This is a genomic window from Actinosynnema sp. NPDC059335 (genome assembly GCF_042752395.1).
Classification (GTDB): Bacteria; Actinomycetota; Actinomycetes; order Mycobacteriales; family Pseudonocardiaceae; genus Actinosynnema.
Genome location: NZ_JBHYXZ010000046.1, coordinates 14,907 through 29,954, shown reverse-complemented (window position 1 = coordinate 29,954; position 15,048 = coordinate 14,907). Strand labels below are relative to the sequence as shown.

14 protein-coding genes and 1 pseudogene are annotated in these 15,048 nt (G+C 74.1%); 2 read left to right on the top strand and 13 right to left on the bottom strand.

What is annotated here, in order from left to right; genetic code table 11:
* Positions 1 to 114: 114 nt before the first annotated feature.
* From ACFXGA_RS16815 to ACFXGA_RS16805, 3 genes are read right to left on the bottom strand one after another with little or no spacing between them, the layout of a single operon-like run.
* Positions 115 to 762, bottom strand: a complete 648-nt coding sequence (locus ACFXGA_RS16815; protein WP_378088717.1) for a response regulator — start codon at positions 760 to 762, stop codon at positions 115 to 117.
* Positions 759 to 2,228: a sensor histidine kinase gene (locus ACFXGA_RS16810; protein ID WP_378088715.1), complete on the bottom strand. Its 1,470-nt coding sequence runs from the start codon at positions 2,226 to 2,228 to the stop codon at positions 759 to 761. Before ACFXGA_RS16810 ends, ACFXGA_RS16815 begins: the two co-directional genes overlap by 4 nt.
* Positions 2,229 to 2,276: 48 nt before the next feature.
* The gene (locus ACFXGA_RS16805) at positions 2,277 to 2,759 is read right to left on the bottom strand and encodes a phosphatase PAP2 family protein (RefSeq protein ID WP_378088713.1); all 483 of its coding nucleotides are present in this window, start codon (positions 2,757 to 2,759) and stop codon (positions 2,277 to 2,279) included.
* 177 nt (positions 2,760 to 2,936) lie between these two features.
* Between ACFXGA_RS16805 and ACFXGA_RS16800 the strand changes: the two genes are divergently transcribed.
* The gene (locus tag ACFXGA_RS16800; protein WP_378088711.1) at positions 2,937 to 3,971 is read left to right on the top strand and encodes a family 43 glycosylhydrolase; all 1,035 of its coding nucleotides are present in this window, start codon (positions 2,937 to 2,939) and stop codon (positions 3,969 to 3,971) included.
* Here the strand turns inward: ACFXGA_RS16800 and ACFXGA_RS16795 are convergent.
* The 5 genes and pseudogenes from ACFXGA_RS16795 to ACFXGA_RS16775 all read right to left on the bottom strand — a co-directional run bounded on the left by ACFXGA_RS16795 (position 3,962) and on the right by ACFXGA_RS16775 (position 7,978).
* The gene (locus ACFXGA_RS16795) at positions 3,962 to 4,468 is read right to left on the bottom strand and encodes a hypothetical protein (protein WP_378088763.1); all 507 of its coding nucleotides are present in this window, start codon (positions 4,466 to 4,468) and stop codon (positions 3,962 to 3,964) included. The genes ACFXGA_RS16800 and ACFXGA_RS16795 overlap by 10 nt on opposite strands.
* Positions 4,469 to 4,530: 62 nt before the next feature.
* Positions 4,531 to 4,647: pseudogene (locus ACFXGA_RS16790) on the bottom strand (DUF6851 domain-containing protein); the annotation flags it as partial.
* Between the two features lie 36 nt (positions 4,648 to 4,683).
* Positions 4,684 to 6,117: a pyridoxal phosphate-dependent decarboxylase family protein gene (locus ACFXGA_RS16785; RefSeq protein ID WP_378088709.1), complete on the bottom strand. Its 1,434-nt coding sequence runs from the start codon at positions 6,115 to 6,117 to the stop codon at positions 4,684 to 4,686.
* Positions 6,114 to 7,433 (bottom strand): ATP-grasp domain-containing protein, encoded by a 1,320-nt coding sequence (locus ACFXGA_RS16780; RefSeq protein WP_378088707.1) that lies wholly within the window; start codon positions 7,431 to 7,433, stop codon positions 6,114 to 6,116. The genes ACFXGA_RS16785 and ACFXGA_RS16780 overlap by 4 nt, the downstream gene beginning before the upstream one ends.
* Positions 7,430 to 7,978 (bottom strand): hypothetical protein, encoded by a 549-nt coding sequence (locus ACFXGA_RS16775; RefSeq protein WP_378088705.1) that lies wholly within the window; start codon positions 7,976 to 7,978, stop codon positions 7,430 to 7,432. The genes ACFXGA_RS16780 and ACFXGA_RS16775 overlap by 4 nt, the downstream gene beginning before the upstream one ends.
* A gap of 286 nt (positions 7,979 to 8,264) precedes the next feature.
* Between ACFXGA_RS16775 and ACFXGA_RS16770 the strand changes: the two genes are divergently transcribed.
* Positions 8,265 to 9,086 (top strand): CPBP family intramembrane glutamic endopeptidase, encoded by an 822-nt coding sequence (locus tag ACFXGA_RS16770; RefSeq protein WP_378088703.1) that lies wholly within the window; start codon positions 8,265 to 8,267, stop codon positions 9,084 to 9,086.
* A 65-nt stretch (positions 9,087 to 9,151) separates the two neighbouring features.
* Here ACFXGA_RS16770 and ACFXGA_RS16765 read toward each other — a convergent pair whose 3' ends face one another.
* The 5 genes from ACFXGA_RS16765 to ACFXGA_RS16745 all read right to left on the bottom strand — a co-directional run bounded on the left by ACFXGA_RS16765 (position 9,152) and on the right by ACFXGA_RS16745 (position 14,891).
* Positions 9,152 to 9,346 (bottom strand): hypothetical protein, encoded by a 195-nt coding sequence (locus tag ACFXGA_RS16765; RefSeq protein WP_378088701.1) that lies wholly within the window; start codon positions 9,344 to 9,346, stop codon positions 9,152 to 9,154.
* A gap of 102 nt (positions 9,347 to 9,448) precedes the next feature.
* Positions 9,449 to 10,306, bottom strand: a complete 858-nt coding sequence (locus ACFXGA_RS16760; RefSeq protein ID WP_378088699.1) for a carbohydrate ABC transporter permease — start codon at positions 10,304 to 10,306, stop codon at positions 9,449 to 9,451.
* Complete coding sequence (locus ACFXGA_RS16755; protein ID WP_378088697.1) at positions 10,303 to 11,286, bottom strand: carbohydrate ABC transporter permease; 984 nt, start codon at positions 11,284 to 11,286, stop codon at positions 10,303 to 10,305. Before ACFXGA_RS16755 ends, ACFXGA_RS16760 begins: the two co-directional genes overlap by 4 nt.
* Complete coding sequence (locus ACFXGA_RS16750; RefSeq protein WP_378088695.1) at positions 11,283 to 12,584, bottom strand: ABC transporter substrate-binding protein; 1,302 nt, start codon at positions 12,582 to 12,584, stop codon at positions 11,283 to 11,285. The genes ACFXGA_RS16755 and ACFXGA_RS16750 overlap by 4 nt, the downstream gene beginning before the upstream one ends.
* A gap of 342 nt (positions 12,585 to 12,926) precedes the next feature.
* Entirely contained in the window at positions 12,927 to 14,891 is a 1,965-nt protein-coding gene (locus ACFXGA_RS16745) for a tachylectin-related carbohydrate-binding protein (RefSeq protein WP_378088693.1), read from the bottom strand.
* Positions 14,892 to 15,048: the final 157 nt, after the last annotated feature.

Sequence of the window (15,048 nt, the reverse complement as noted above, 5' to 3'; positions counted from 1 at the left end):
GGGGGGGGGGGGGGGCGGGCGGCGCCCCCCCCCCCCACCCCCCCCCCCCCCCGGGCGCAACCCCCCCGGGGGGGGCCGCCGCGGGGGGCGGGGGGGGCCCCCCCCGGGGGGCGCTCAGTCGGGGATCAGGCCCGACTCGTGGGCGATGATCGCCGCCTGGACGCGGTTGCGGACGCCCAGCTGCTTCAGGATCGTGCTGACGTAGACCTTGACGGTGCCCTCGACCACGTGGATCCGCGCGGCGATCTCGGCGTTGGACAGGCCCGCGCCCACCAGGCCCAGCACCTCCCGCTCCCGGGCGGTCAGGGGCGAGATCCGGGCCGTCGCGGCCGGGCGGGGGCGGCTGCGGGCCAGGTGGTCGACCACGCGCCTGGTGACGGAGGGGGACAGGTAGGCGGCGCCGGTCGCGACGGCGCGCACGCCGGAGATCAGCTCCTGCGGGTCGCCGGTCTTGAGCACGAAACCGGAGGCGCCCTCGCCGAGCGCCCGGCTGATGTAGCCGTCGTCCGCGAACGTGGTCAGCACCAGGGTCCGCGTCCCGGGGTGCCGCTCGGCGATCAGCCCGGCCGCGTCGAGGCCGTCCAGGCCCGGCATCCGGATGTCCAGCACGGCCACGTCGGGGCGGTGGCGCGCGACCTCGGCCAGGGCGTCGTGCCCGGTCGCGGCCTCGGCCACCACGTCGACGTCGCCGGCGGTCGCCAGCACCGCCTTGACCCCGAACCGCACCACGGGCTCGTCGTCGGCGAGCACCACCCTGATCAACCGGACCTCCTGACGAGCGACTCCTTGCGCACCAACCGGTCGTCCCGGAAGCAGAGCTGGTACAGGTCGTGCCGCGCGTGGTCGAACGGGTTGGCGTGCGTGCTGTAGTACCGGCACTCGACGCCCGCCGGCGCGCGGACGCCGAGCGGGTTGTCCACCCTCGTCCGCCACGGCAGGTCCAGTTCGTCCTCGTGCTGCCCCGGCCGCGCCCGGTCGAACGCGGCAGGCGTCAGCACGGACGTGGCCGCGTCGAACACCATGTACCCCGGCACGCCGATCGCGATCACGGCGCACACCGCGGACGTGATCAGCACCGTCCGCCGGGCGCTGCGCCGGAGTTCCTGCTCGGTGTGCTCCCGCCGCACGTGCGTGGGCGTCGTGCGCGGCAACGGCCGTTCCGGCAGCTCGGCCCGGACCTCGAACCCGCCGTCGCGGGTGGGACCGGCGTGGAACCGGCCGCCGACCAGCGCGACGCGCTCGGCCAGGCCCACCAGCCCCTTGCCGCTGCCCACGGCGTGCGCCTTCGGGGCGGGCCCGTTGGCGATCCGCAGCTCCAGCGCCGGGCTCAGCTCCACGGTGACCTCCGCGCCCGGCGCGTGCTTGATCACGTTCGTCAACGCCTCCGCCACCACCCGGTGCACGGTGCGCGCGATGATCCCGTCGACCTCCTCGGTGCGGCGGTTCACCAGCCGCACGGCGAGCCCCGACCGGCGGACGACCTCCTCGACACCCGCCACGGGCTCGTCCTCGTCGGCCCGCAGCACCTGCATGACCTCCGCGAGCCGCTCCGCCGCCGCGGTGACGCTGGCCCGCGCGGTCCCGGCGGCCTCCCGCTGCCGGCCGGTCAGCGTCGGCTCCAGCTCCAGCGCGCCCACCAGCAACGCCGCCCGCGCCAACTCGTGCCCGACCAGGTCGTGCATCTCGCCCGCCAACCGCGCCCGCTCGGCGTCACGCGCGCGGTCCAGGTCCCGCTCCAGCAGCGCGGCGTGCTCCCAGCCGACGTCGAGCAGCTCGGCGTACCGCCTGCGGAACCGCCCGAACGCCCACGGCACCACCCCGAGCACCCCGATGCCGGACGTGACGGCCAACGCCGTGTCCGACCCGCCGCGTTCGGTCAGCGCGACCACCACACCCGCCACCTCGGCCACGGCGAGCGCGATGGCGGTCGGCCGCGGGTCCGCCGCGTGCCGCCCGGCCAGGAAGCTGACGAGGGCCAACGCGGCGGCGAGCGCGACCACGCCGGTCCCGCTGTCCAGCTCGACGCGCACCAGGTAGCAGACCAGCCACGCGCCCAGCGCCAGCCCGAGCGCCACCGTGGGACGCCGGGGCACGATCGCGAACGCCACCGCCAGCACCACCAGGTCGAGCACGACCTCCCACACCGCGAGCCGGCCGGCCCGGGTGGTCACCCCACCCGCCAGCACCGGCACCGCCGCGCACACCCACAACGCGAACCGCCCCAGCACGGCACTCCTCGTCCCGGCCGTCACCGGAGTCGTCACCAGCCCTTGCGATCACCGCACCCGGTCCAGGACGACGGTCGGCGCGTCGGCGCGGGACCGCGCCCGCGGTCGGACCACCCGGGCGATCGCCCACGACACTACCGCCCCCAGCAGCAGCCCGGCCACGACGTCGTGCACGTAGTGCACGCCGAGGACGACCCGCGACGACGCCGCCGCCACCGCCACCACGAACGCCAACCACCCCAACCCCCGGTGCAGCGCGAACACCGCCATCGCCGACGCGCCCGCGATCGCCGAGTGGTTGCTGGGGAACGACCAGTCACCCGGGGCGGGGCACTCCACCAGCGCCGGCGCGGTGCGGCACGGCCTCTCCTCGGCCACCAGCAGCTTCACCACCTCGGAGATCCCGTAGGCCAGCACCACCCCTGCGCCCGCCAGCACGGCGCGCAGCCGGAATCGGAACCACAGCACCAGGAACATCACCGCGAACACGCCGAGCACCGCGTCGGTGCCGACCGCCAGGAATTCGATCACCCGCCCCAAGCTAGGCAGGCGGCCGGCCGCGCACCCCTGCCGAAAGGAACCGATCGCCCTTGACTTTCGACAGGGTCGGACGTGGTTGCCCGCCCGGCGGCGCACGGTGTAGAAGGGTGCCACGGGCGCGCGTCGCCGGAGCGGCACGCCGTCACCACACCGACCGCGGGACACCCGATGGCACACACCTCGATCAGACCGGGCCGGGTGTGGTTGGACACCGCCGGCCACCGGATCCAGGCGCACGGCGGCTCGATCCTGCACCTCGACGGCACCTTCTACTGGTACGGCGAGAACAAGGAGAAGACCAGGCCCGGCAACGGGATCTGGCACTGGGGCGTCCGGTGCTACTCCTCGACGGACCTCTACAACTGGACCGACGAGGGCCTCGTCATCCCGCCCGTCGAGGACGACGTCCGCTCGGCCCTGCACCCGTCGGCGCCGACCGACCGGCCGCACATCGTCCGCGACGAGCGCACGGGCAGGTTCGTGTGCTGGCTGAAGACCATGGGCGACGTGCAGACGGCGACGGTGCTCGTCGCCGACCACGTCCTGGGCCCGTACGAGGTGGTGCGCACCGGCCTGCGCCCGCTCGGGATGAGCGCGGGCGACTTCGACCTGGTCGTCGCGCCCGACGGCAAGGGGTACTACTACTTCGAGCGCGTCCACAGTGAACTGATCTGCGCCGACCTCACCGCCGACCTCACCGACGTGACGGGGTACTACTCGACCCACTTCCCGCGCCGCCGCCCGCCGGACGTGCGGGAGGCGCCGGCGCACTTCACCCGCGACGGGCGGCACTACCTGGTCACCTCGGGCACCACCGGGTACTACCCCAACCGCTCGGAGGTGGCCGTGGCGGACACCTACCACGGGCCGTGGACCGTGCTGGGCGACCCGCACCCCGGCGACCCCACGGGCACGTCGTTCCGGTCGCAGGTCAGCTCGGTCTTCCGGCACCCCGGCAAGGAGGACCTGTACATCGCGCTCGCCGACCGGTGGCTGCCCGGGGTCCCGGCGGAGGTCGCCCGGCAGGCGCCCGACGTGTTCCGGCGGGTCTTCGCGGGCGAGGCGGACGAGGCCGACGAGATGTTCGCCGGGGCGCGCTTCGACACGTCCGTCGCCGACTACGTCTGGCTGCCCCTCCGGTTCGACGGCGACCTGCCGGTGCTCGACTGGCACGACGAATGGCGGGTCGAGGACTACCCCTGACCGACCGGCTCCCCGGCCTCCGGCGGTGGCGGCGCGGTGCCGTCGATGTGCTGCCGGAGGAACTCGTAGGCGCGGTCGCCCACGCGCCTGCCCAGGTCGCGTCCCGCCTCGACGGCGGAGCGGAAGTGGACGCCGCCCAGCAGCCTGCTCCGGCCGCACGCCTCCTCCCACTCGGTCAGCGTCTCCCACGGGCCGAGCGTGGTGTCGGCGCGCGGGGTGAGGCCCGGTTCGACCTTCGACGCGCCCTTGGCGACGCGGATCGACAGGCCCAGCGCGTCCGAACCGGTGAACCGCCGGGCCGCCTGGGCGAACGCGCCGCAGAACGCGGCCGAGGTGGACGGGTACTCCGGGTGGTCGGCCGTGTCGAGGTAGCTGCGCCACTCGTCGCCCTTGATGTCGGTGACGGTGCCCCGGCCGGGCCCGCCCCACGCGGTGACGTCGCGGTCGCCGTAGAGGTGGCGAATCGCGGTGAACGGCCGGGGCGCGTCGTAGCGCAGCTTGTGGTGCTGTCGTCGTCCGGGTCGAGCCCGGCCGAGACGAGCATCTCCCGCCAGTGCTCGCGGAACCGGGGGAGTTGGCTGGTGAGCACGCGATGACTCGCGTACGTGATGGCGATGTCGCGTTCGCGGTTGGTCTTCCGCTCGGCCGCCGGTCGGCGGCCGAGCCGTGACGCGATGCCCAGTCGCTTCCCGGTGTCCGTGCCGGATCGCGATCACGTGATGTCCCGGCCCGCGGCCACGACGTCGTCCAGGAGGCTGGTGACGTCGGCCGGTGTGGTGCGGGGGTTGACGGTGCACAGCCGCAGCGCGCGGAGCCCGTTCACGGTGGTCGTGGCGATCAGGAACCGGTCGCCCCGGTTGACGGTGTCCGCGATCCTGGTCTGGACCGCGTCCGGGTCGGTGGCGCGGTCGGCGCGCGGCCGGTAGCGGAGGCAGACGATGCCCAGGCTGGGACCCGCGACCAGGTCCAGCTCGTCGTGCCGCGCCACGAGGTCGGCGGCGTGCTCGGCCAGGTCCAGCCCGTGGTCGACGGCCGCGCGGAACGCGGCGACCCCGAAGCCCTTGAACGACAGCCACAGCTTGAGCGCGCGGGCCTCCGTCGTGAACTGCACGCCGTGGTCGGACAGGTCCACCTCCCCGGGCGCGGGCCGGGCGAGGTCGAGGTAGCCGGCCCGCGCGCGGAACCGGTCCAGCGCGAACGCGCGGCGCAGCGCGGCCGGGTCCCGCACCAGCAGGCAGCCGATCTCGTAGGGCTGGAACAGCCACTTGTGCGGGTCGATCACGATCGAGTCGGCCTCGGCCAGCCCGGCCAGGGCGACGCGCCCCCGTGCGGTCAGCGCGGCCGCCGCGCCGTGCGCGCCGTCGACGTGCAGCCAGAGCCCGTGCTCCCGGCACAGGCGGGCCAGCTCGGGCAGCGGGTCGATGGCGCCGGCGCCGGTGGTGCCCGCGTTGGCCAGCACGAGGAACGGCCGGCGGCCGGCCCGCCGGTCGGCCTCGACCTCCCGCCGCACCACGTCCGGGTCGAGGCGGTGGTCGACGGTGGGCAGCACCCGCAGCCCGTCGCCGAGGCCCAGCACGTGACCGGCGCGCAGCACCGCCGGGTGGGTCTGGTCGGAGCAGTAGAGGACCGCGCCGGCGGCGTCGTCGCCGAGCCGGTCGTGCCGGGCCGCGGCGATGGCCGTCAGGTTGGCCACCGTCCCACCGGGGGTGAAGGCGCCGCCGCTGCCCGCCGGCATCCCGAGCAGCTCGGCGAGCCACCGGGCGGTGACCTGCTCGACGGCCGACGCCCCCGCGCCGACGAACCACGCGCCGGGCGAGACGTTGAACCCGGAGGCGAGGAAGTCGCCCAGGACGCCGAGGAAGTTGTTGGCGCTCGGGATGAACGCGAAGCAGCCGGGGTGCCCGAGGTCCAGCGACCGGGGCAGCACCTCGGCGGCGAGGAGGTCGAGGAGCCCGGCCGGGTCCGCCGGGTCCTCCGGGATCGCCTCGGCCAGCAGGCGTCCGACGTCCGCGCGGTCCGCCGGCCGGCGCACGGGCCGGTCCCGTTGCCCGGACAGGTGGTCCACCACGAGGTCCACCACCCGGTGGCCGAGGGCGCGCATGTGCTCGCGGGTGAGGGCCAGCTCGTGCGGGGCGGTGGTGGTCACCGCGGTCGTCCTCCGAGGGTCGTGGCCCGGCGGACCGCGTGGACCCAGGCCAGCGCGTCGGGGTCGAGCGGGGGCCGCTCGCCGACCGCGGCCACGCGGTGGGGCAGTTGGACGAGCACCAGTTCCTCGCCCGGGCGCACCGGGTCGCCGGGCCGGGCGTGCCGCCACAGCAACGCCTCGCCGGGGCGCAGGTCGGTGAGCCGGCGCCGGCCGAGCGGCCGCAGCCGCCCCGCGTCGAGCCGGTAGCCGCCCGACTCCGGGATCGCGTGGAGGACGCCGTGGTCGGTGGCGGGCACGACGAGCTGGCTCAGCGCCAGGCACGCGGCGCGGACCCGCCGCACGGGCACGGACGGCAGCAGCGAGGCGAGGGCGTGCGCGCCGAGCATGGGCAGCAGCCCCGCGGCCTCCTCCTGCGCCTGCACGAGCGACACCACGGTCTGGAACCGGGGGTTGACCTCGACGGCGAAGACCGCGCCGGCGCCGGTCGCCACGAGGTCGAGGCCGAACGCGCCGCGGAAACCCAGGTCGCGGAGCCGGTCGCCGACCCGTTCGCAGGCGCTCCGGCACGCCGCGGCGACACCGGCGGGCAGCTCGTCGTCGGCCACCAGCTGGTTGCCGCAGTGCGCGCCCCAGTACGGGGTCAGCTCGGGCAGGCCGACCAACTGGTGCGACAGCGCGGACGCCGCGGTCGCGCCGCCGGTGACGCACCCGCTCACGGTCAGCGGGATCCCGGGCACGTACGCCGACACCCGCAGCCGCTCGCCCCGCCACCCGGCCAGCACCGCGCGCAGCCCGGCCCGGTCGGTCACCAGCCGGGTGCCCTTGCCGGTGAGGTCGTTGGCCCGCCGCTGCACCACGACCGGGCGGCCACCGCCCGCCGCCCAGCACGAGTCCGCGTCGTCGGGATCGGCCAGGACCACCCTGGGCGTCGGCACGGCCACGCCGGCGCGCCGGAACAACCCCAGCGCGTCGACCTTGTCCGCGGCGACCGCCACCGCGGCCCCGGCCGGCGCGAGCAGCCGCAGGCCGCGGTCGGCCGCCCAGGCGCGTGCGCCCGCGCCGTCCTCGGGGGCGAAGCTGATCCCGGCCCGCCCGGCGGGCACGGACCGCGCCAGGGCCGGCGGGGCGGGCGACCCGGCGGCGGCCTCCGCGCGGTGGTCCCGGTGCTCGTACCGCAGCCACGGCAGGGCGGCGCGGGCCGAGTCGCCCAGGAACGGCGAGCGGTCGTGCCACCACAGCTCGGGGACGAGGTCGCGCAGCCGGGCCGCCGCCCCCGCCGCGACACCCGCGAGTTCCACCGGGGCGGTCGGGGTCACAGGATGACGAACGTGCCGTGCGCGGTCTGGCTCCGGACGCCCTGCCCGAGGCACTGCAGGAGGTCGAGCGTCGGGGCGGCCTGGGTGGCCTGCGCCGGGTGGCCCGCGAACGCGCCCGCCGTGATGGCGCCCGTCTTGGTCACCACGTCGAGGCCGGGCAGCGAGCTGACCGTGACCGTGTAGTCGAACGTGCTGGTCCGGCCGTCGTCCCAGGTGATCACCCGCGTCTCGGGCACGGCGGCGACCGGTTCCAGGCAGCCCGCGTCGCGCTCGACGGTGAACGTGCCGGAACCGCCCGTGATGCCGCTGTCGGCCGGCGACGCGCACGAGGTGTACCGGTCGTGCACCCGCGTGACGATCGGCCGCGGCAGCAGCACGACGCCCGGCGAGTACGTCCAGGTCGAGGTCGTCGTGCACGCGAGGACACCGGTGGCGGGCTCGGGGTCCGCGACGGCGGCCGGCGCGGCCGCGAGCAGCACGCCGACACCGCACACGACGGCGGCGCAACGGCGGCGCAACGGGTCCGGGCCCACGGTCGCGACCACCTCCGGGAAGCACGTGCCGGGCGGAATGGCGCGGGCCAGCCTAACGGCTCCGGGGGCGCTCCTCCGACGATGTCACCCGACCAGGTGGTGCTGCTCGACGCCGCGGACCATCCGCTCCCGGCCGGCGTGCCCGGCCCCGGTCCCCGGGCCGCCGGCGGGTTTGTCCCCCGAGCGAGCTACACGCGAGTGTCCACCGCGTGGTGACGATTCCGGGCCCGCCGATCCCTAGCGTTGCCGGTGTCACCGCGGCGCACGGGGCCGCGAAGGATCTCGTGAAGGAATGGTCATGCGACTGTTGATCCAGCTCGGAGTGGTCGCGCTGGTCGCTTTCGGCGGCAGTGCGATCGTCGCCGCGATGCGGTGGAACGTGCCCGCCACGCTGGTGGCCGGCTTCGCCGTGGCGGCGCTGTCGCTGTGGGCGTACGCGTGGGTGGTGCGGCGGACCGAGCGGCGGACACCGGTCGAGGTGGCGGTCGGCGGAGCGGCCCCGGCGTTCGGGCGCGGGCTGCTGATCGGCGTCGGCATGTTCGCCGCCGTCATCGCGAACATCGCCTTCCTGGGCGGCTACGAGGTGCTCGGCTGGGGTTCGCCGGCGGGCGCGGTGGCGTTGCTCGGGTTCACCGCCGCCGCCGTCGTCGTGGAGGAGCTGATGTTCCGCGGCGTCCTGTTCCGCGTCATCGAACCGCGCCTCGGCACGTGGGCGTCGCTCCTGCTCACCGGGGCGCTGTTCGGCGCGGCGCACCTGTTCAACGACCACGCGACGCTGTGGAGCGCGACCGCCATCGCCGTGGAGGCCGGGTTCATGCTGGCCGCCGCCTACGCCGCGACGCGCACCCTGTGGGTGCCCATCGGCGTGCACTTCGGCTGGAACTTCGCCCAGGGCGGCATCTTCGGCGCCAGCGTCTCCGGCACGGACGCGCCGAAGGGGCTGCTGGACGGCGTGACGTCCGGCCCGCTGCTGCTCGGCGGCGGCGGGTTCGGGCCGGAGGCGAGCGCGTACTCGGTGCTGGCGGGCGTGGTGGTGACGGCCGCGTTCCTGTGGCTGGCCCGGCGGCGCGGCAACCTGGTGCCCCCGCGCCGCCGCCTCGCGGCCGTCGCCGCCGGGTGACGTCCCCCGCGGACCGTCCGGCTCGACGGGGGCGGTGCTCCGCCTGCGCCCGGTGGTCCGCCCGGTCAGGACGTGCAGGGGACGTCGTCGAGGGTGACGTTGGCGACGGTCACCGGGTTCGGGGTCGCGTTGCTCCCGTTGAAGATGATGTCGGTGGACTGGCCGGGGTCCCGGGCCGGCGCGGCGGCGGCCGGGCCGGCCGGGGCGACGACGCCCGCCGCGGCCGGCAGCGCGCCGGGTGAAGCACGTCGGAGCTGCACGGTTCTCCTCCGGGGTGACGAGCGGAAGTCCTCGTCGGCACGGTGACGGCCGGCCGCGAGCCCGCGCATCGCCCGTTCGGAAGCCTCGGGGGCCGACGTGTGTCAGCCCTTCGTGGAGCCGAGGGTGAGCCCGTCGACGAACTGCCGTTGCAGCACGAAGAAGACGACCAGCGTCGGCAGCGCCACCAGCAGCGACCCCGCCGCCACGAGGTTGTTGTCGGTGAAGAACGTGCCCTTGAGGTTCTGCAGCGCCGACGTGACCGGCATCTTGTCGCCGGTCTGGATCAGCACCAGCGCCCACAGGAAGTCGTTGTAGATCCAGGTGAACTCGAGCGTCGCCAACGCGGCCAGGGCCGGGCGGCACAGCGGGAGGATCACCTGCCAGTACTGCCGGAACACGCCCGCGCCGTCGACCCGGGCCGCCTCGCCCAGCTCGTGCGGGATGGTCTTCATGTAGTTGCTCAGCACGAACACGCAGAACCCGGACTGGAACGCCACGTGGATCAGCACCAGCCCGAGCCGGGAGTCCAGCAGCAGTCCGGAGCCCGACACCCACTCGGGCACCTCGACCAGGAGGAACATCCGGTACAGCGGGGTGACGATCACCTGCTGCGGCAGCAGGTTGCCCGCGGTGAACAGCATGAGCAGCGCGAGGTTGAACCGCAGGCTGAACCGCGAGACGCCGTAGGCGACCATGGAGCTGAGCAGCAGCACCAGGACCAGCGCGGGCACGGTCACCAGCAGCGTGTTGAGGAAGTAGTGCGGCAGGTCGGCCCGGGTCCAGGCGTTGGCGAAGTTGTCCAGGGTCAGGCTCTCCGCCCACGAGAAGTAGCCGTTGCGGGCGGTGTCGTCGTAGGTGCGCAGGGACGCGTAGAGCGCCCACAGCAGCGGCGCGAGCGTCATCAGGCAGGTCAGCGCCAGGAACACGTGCAGGGCGATGCGCCCGGGTCGCGAAGTCATGCCCGCTCCTCCTCCCGGAACACCTGGAACAGGTAGGTGACGATGAACCCGAGCGAGATGAGCAGCAGCACCACGGCGAGCGCGGAGCCCCACCCGATCCGGCTCGACTCGCCGATGATGTTGTCGGTCACGAGCACGGACAGCAGCTCCAGCCCGTTGCGGCCCTTGTTGATCACGTACACGATGTCGAACGCCCGCAGCCCTTCGATCACGGTCACCACGAGCACGACCACGTTGACCGGCTTGAGGACGGGGAACGTGACCCGGAAGAACGTCTGCCACGCGGTCGCGCCGTCCAGCGCGGCGGCTTCGCGCAACGACGGGTCCACCGCCTTCAGCCCCGCCAGGTACAGCAGCATGATGTACCCGGTGTGCCGCCAGCCGGCGGCGACGAGCACCGCGTACAGGTTGACGTCCGGGTCGCCCAGCCAGTTCACCGGGTCGGTGGACGCCGTGCCGAGCAGGTGGTTCAGCAGCCCCTGCTCCGGCTGGTAGACGAGCTGCCAGATGAACCCGACCAGGGCGAGCGACAGCACCATCGGCAGGTACAGCACGCTCTGGTACAGCCGCCCGAACCGCAGCCGGCGGTCCAGCAGCACGGCCAGCAGCAGCCCGGCGACGGTCGGCACGACGAGCAGGAACAGCAGCCAGACCACGTTGTGCCGCAGCGCGGGCCAGAACCGGGGGTACCGGGTGAGGATGTCGACGTAGTTCCGGAAGCCGACCCACTCGATGTCGGCGAACCCGCCGATGCCGTCCCACGAGCTGAACGACAGGGCGACCGAGCCGAGCGCGGGCACCCAGACGAACAGGAGGTGCACCAGGGACGGGACGCCGAGCATGAGGCCGAGCACGAGCTTGTCGCGCGGCGCGAGCGCGGTCGCGCGACGCCGGGGTCGGCGGGCCGGCGGGGGAGGAGGGGGCCGGCCGGGGTCGGCGCGGCGGGGAGGCTGGTCGCGCACCTGGGTCACGGCGGTCACCCCGTGAAGATCGTCTTCGCCTGGTCGGCCATGCCCTTGAGGATCGAGTCGAGGTCGTCCGGGTTCTGGATGAACGCGTTGAGCCCGTTGGTGGCCGCGTCGCTGGCGAAGCGCGGGTCGGTGTCGCGGTCGAGGAACTGCGTGATGTGCGCGGCGTCCTTGATCACCTGCGCCGCCTTGCGCTGCAACGCGGTGTAGCCCGACGTGTCGGCGTCGGAGGAGGTGGCGACCGCCGTCGGGTCGGCCTTGAGGTACGCCAGCTGCGCGGCGGGCGTCGACAGGTACTCCAGCAGCCTCTTGGCGCCGGCCTCGTTGGCGGGCTTGCGCGCCATGAGGTAGCCGTCGATCGGCGCCTCGACCGTGTCCTGGCCGTGCTCCGGGTTGATCTCGGGGTAGGGGAAGAAGTCGAGGTCGTCCCGCTCGGGACCGGTGAACTGCTGCGCGACGAACGAGCCGAGCAGCACCATGCCCGCCTTGCCCTGCTGGAGGGTCTGCGCGGCCTCCTGCCACTCCCGGCCCAGCGCGTTCTCCTGGTGGAACGGCAGCAGCCGCTTCCAGGTGTCGAACACCTCGCGCACCTTCGTGCCCTGCCAGTCCTCCTTGCCTGCCATCAGGTCGACGTGGAACCGGTAGCCGTTGAGGCGGAAGTTCAGCTGGTCGAACGTGCCCATGCCGGGCCAGCCCTGCTTCTGCGCGAACGCGATGGGCACCAGGCCGTCGGCCTTCATCCGGGTGGCCAGGGCGACCAGCTCGTCCAGGGTCCCGGGCACCTCGTACCCGCGCTGCTGCCATACGCTCCTGCGGTAGAAGACGCCCCACGGGTACTGGGTGAACGGGATGAGGTACTGCTTGCCGTCCGAGCCGGTGGACGCCTCCTTGAGCGCGCCGGAGTAGCCGCCGCCGACCTTCGACCACACGTCGGACAGGTCGCCGGTGAGCCCCTTGCCGGCGAAGAACCGCATCCGGTAGCCCGCGAACCAGGCCAGCACGTCGTCCGGCTTGCCCTGGAGGTAGTTGTTGATCTGCTCCTGGTACTGCTCGTGCTGCTTGGTGTTGATCGCGACCTTGAGGCCGGACTCCGCCTCGAACGACCGCAGCGCCGCCGTGATGGCGTCCTTCGGCACCTGGTCGGAGAGGTTGTTGCCGAACGTGACGGTGTCGGTCGCGGCCCCGCCTCCCGACCCGCCGCACGCGGAGAGGCCGGGGAGGACGGCGAGGCCCGCGCCGGCGGCGATCGCCTTCAGCAGGGTGCGCCGGCCCGGGAGCGGGAAGGACGCCGGTGTGTCGAACCTTGTCATGTCGCTCCTCCGAGTGGCACACGACCGAACACAAGACCCAACAGAGCGGCCCATAATGTGTCCTGAACCACACCGGCTGTCAAGCCCGAAGTGGTCGTGATCCGGCGCGGGAACGACCCGGTATCGGCTGGTGGGGCCGATCGGGGGAGGAACGGGGCGAGACTTCGGCCGAACACACTTCAACGATCGGTTCTGTTCGCCTCTGTTGACGGACCACGGACCCGACCGGTGTCCGGCACGCCGGGCGACGCGGTGGCCGGAGCCGCCCCGCCCCCGTGGACCGTCGCTTGTGGACGCTGCCGGGCGAGGGGTGGCGGGCGTTCCCCGCCACCCCTCGCACCGTCACTGCCGGACCGTCACCGGCACCTCCAACAAATAGCCCCCCCCCCCCCCCCCGGGCGGGTGAACCCGCACCCACACGCGCCCCCTCGGGGCGCCCCCCGGGGTGGGGCAGAGGATCACCCACGTGTCGGCCGCCAGGGACAGCGTCGGGTCGGACGCGGTTTCGTGCTCGTAGTGCGTGACCTCGGACCACGGCAGCCAGGTGGCGCTGCCGGGGTTGGCCTGCCCGGTGCGGTAGACGAAGCCGTCCGTGCCGCGCACGACCACCTGCACCGTGCCGTTCGGCGCCATGATCGCGCTCGGCGCGCCCGCCGCGGCCATCCCCGGCAGCGGCGCGGCCGGCAGCACGGTCCACGCGGCCGCGCCCGTCCGCCTCGTCCAGACCTGGCCGTCGTCGCCGCGCACGAACCGCAGCACGTCGCCGTTCGGCATGGTCACGGCCGCCGCCAGGCTGCCCGCCGGGTTGCCGAGCGACTCCCACGGCGACGGCGGGACCATCGCGGTCACCACCGGCTCGGCGGCGATGGAGTAGGTGTAGTTCACGCCGTCGACGCCGAGCGCGGTGAGCCGGATCGTGGTGCCCGTCGCGACGGCGGCCAGCGGTCCGGCGGGCGCCACCGGCAGCGGCCGCTGGTAGGTGTTGCGGCGCCACGCGTGGATGGAGCCGTTGACCACCCGCTGCGGCCGGGTCCAGATGTAGCCGTTGGCGTCCAGCGCCACGAACGTCACCAGGTCGTTGGCGGTGCGCACCAGTTGCGGGTCGGTGCGCATGCGGCCCCGGAAGTCCACGATGTCGGTCCACGTGCCCGGCGCGCTCTGCAACGCGCCGCGCGTGTCGGAGTCCGTGCCGTGGGCGTAGAGCCGGAGCTGCCCGTCCTGGTTCTCCGCGTACGACGGCTTGCCGGTGAACCCCGCGTACCCCGGGAACGCGGCGAAACCGTTGGGGTCGACGTTGTACAGGTCGCGGATCTCGCCGTGCACCAGCCGGCCCTCGTTGTCGACGTACCCGTACTGCAGGTAGCCGTTGGAGGTCTTGGCCAGCGCCGCCCCGGCGGTCCGGTCCACCGGCACGAACGGGCGTTGCGGGTCGTTCGCCGCGGTCCACCGGCACGCGTCGGTGGTGGCGACGGTGGCCGGGTCGGTGCCCCAGCCGCCACTGGCGACCTCGCGCCCCGACCCGGCGACCAGCGACTGCGTCGACGGGTTGTAGCGGTACCACAGCATCTGGCCCGTGGGCCGCACGGCGTACAGCACGTCACCGCCGGGCGAGAACACCTTGGTGAACCCGCCCCAGTCGCCGCTGCCCACCATGGTCGAGCCGGACAGGCGTTGCGACCCGTGGTGGTACTCGTAGCGGTAGAGGAACCCGGAGGTGGAGCGCGCGTAGATCACCCCGTTGCCCGCGGCGGTGATCATGTCGTAGCCGTTCCACCCGGCGTCGAGGATCGCGGTGGCCGACGTGCCGGTGGTCTCGTTGTAGGCCCGCCACCGCAGGAAGCCGCCGGTGTCGATGTAGTAGAAGTGCCCGAGCGAGTCCACGGTGAACCTCGGGCGGTACGCCGGGGTGCGGTACGTGGCGAACCCGGTCCCGATCACGGTGTAGGCGCCGGGCCCGCCGCCCTCCCACGACGTGCCCTGCCACCGGCGCCGGTGCAGCTCGCCGGTCTCGCTGATGGTGTAGATCCGCCCGTCCGGCCCGCCCCAGGTGGCGGAGCCCCAGCCGGTCCCCAGCTCCGACCCGGCGCGCCAGCTCGGCGCGCCGGTCTCGGGTTCGTCGTGGTGCCACAGGAAGAGCCTGCCGTCCGGGACGGCGGTGAAGACGGACGCGCTCGCGGCGCACTGGATCGCGTCCTCGGCCGCCGCGGTGGCCGGTGAGGTGACGGCGGACGTGGCGCCCGCCGCGGCCGCCAGCGCCAGCACGGCGGCGAAGTGCCCGCCGAACCGGCGCGCGGGTCTGTGTCGCATCGCTCCCCCAAGGAGACCGGGCAGCCGGGTCGCTGCCGCGCCGGAGCATGCGGCGTGCGCGCGTCGGGCACAAGCTTTTGTCCCGCCGCGGGACGAAAGCTTGCCGGGCAACGGAAAGCGCGCCCATGCTGATCGCGGTTCACCGCCGGTCCGCGGG

What these genes read in the sequence shown, in the direction of transcription:
- ACFXGA_RS16745 (WP_378088693.1), bottom strand. Translation starts at nt 14,891, where the DNA reads ATGCGACACAGACCCGCGCGCCGGTTCGGCGGGCACTTCGCCGCCGTG.
- ACFXGA_RS16800 (WP_378088711.1), top strand. Translation starts at nt 2,937, where the DNA reads ATGGCACACACCTCGATCAGACCGGGCCGGGTGTGGTTGGACACCGCC.
- ACFXGA_RS16750 (WP_378088695.1), bottom strand. Translation starts at nt 12,584, where the DNA reads ATGACAAGGTTCGACACACCGGCGTCCTTCCCGCTCCCGGGCCGGCGC.
- ACFXGA_RS16760 (WP_378088699.1), bottom strand. Translation starts at nt 10,306, where the DNA reads ATGACTTCGCGACCCGGGCGCATCGCCCTGCACGTGTTCCTGGCGCTG.
- ACFXGA_RS16770 (WP_378088703.1), top strand. Translation starts at nt 8,265, where the DNA reads ATGCGACTGTTGATCCAGCTCGGAGTGGTCGCGCTGGTCGCTTTCGGC.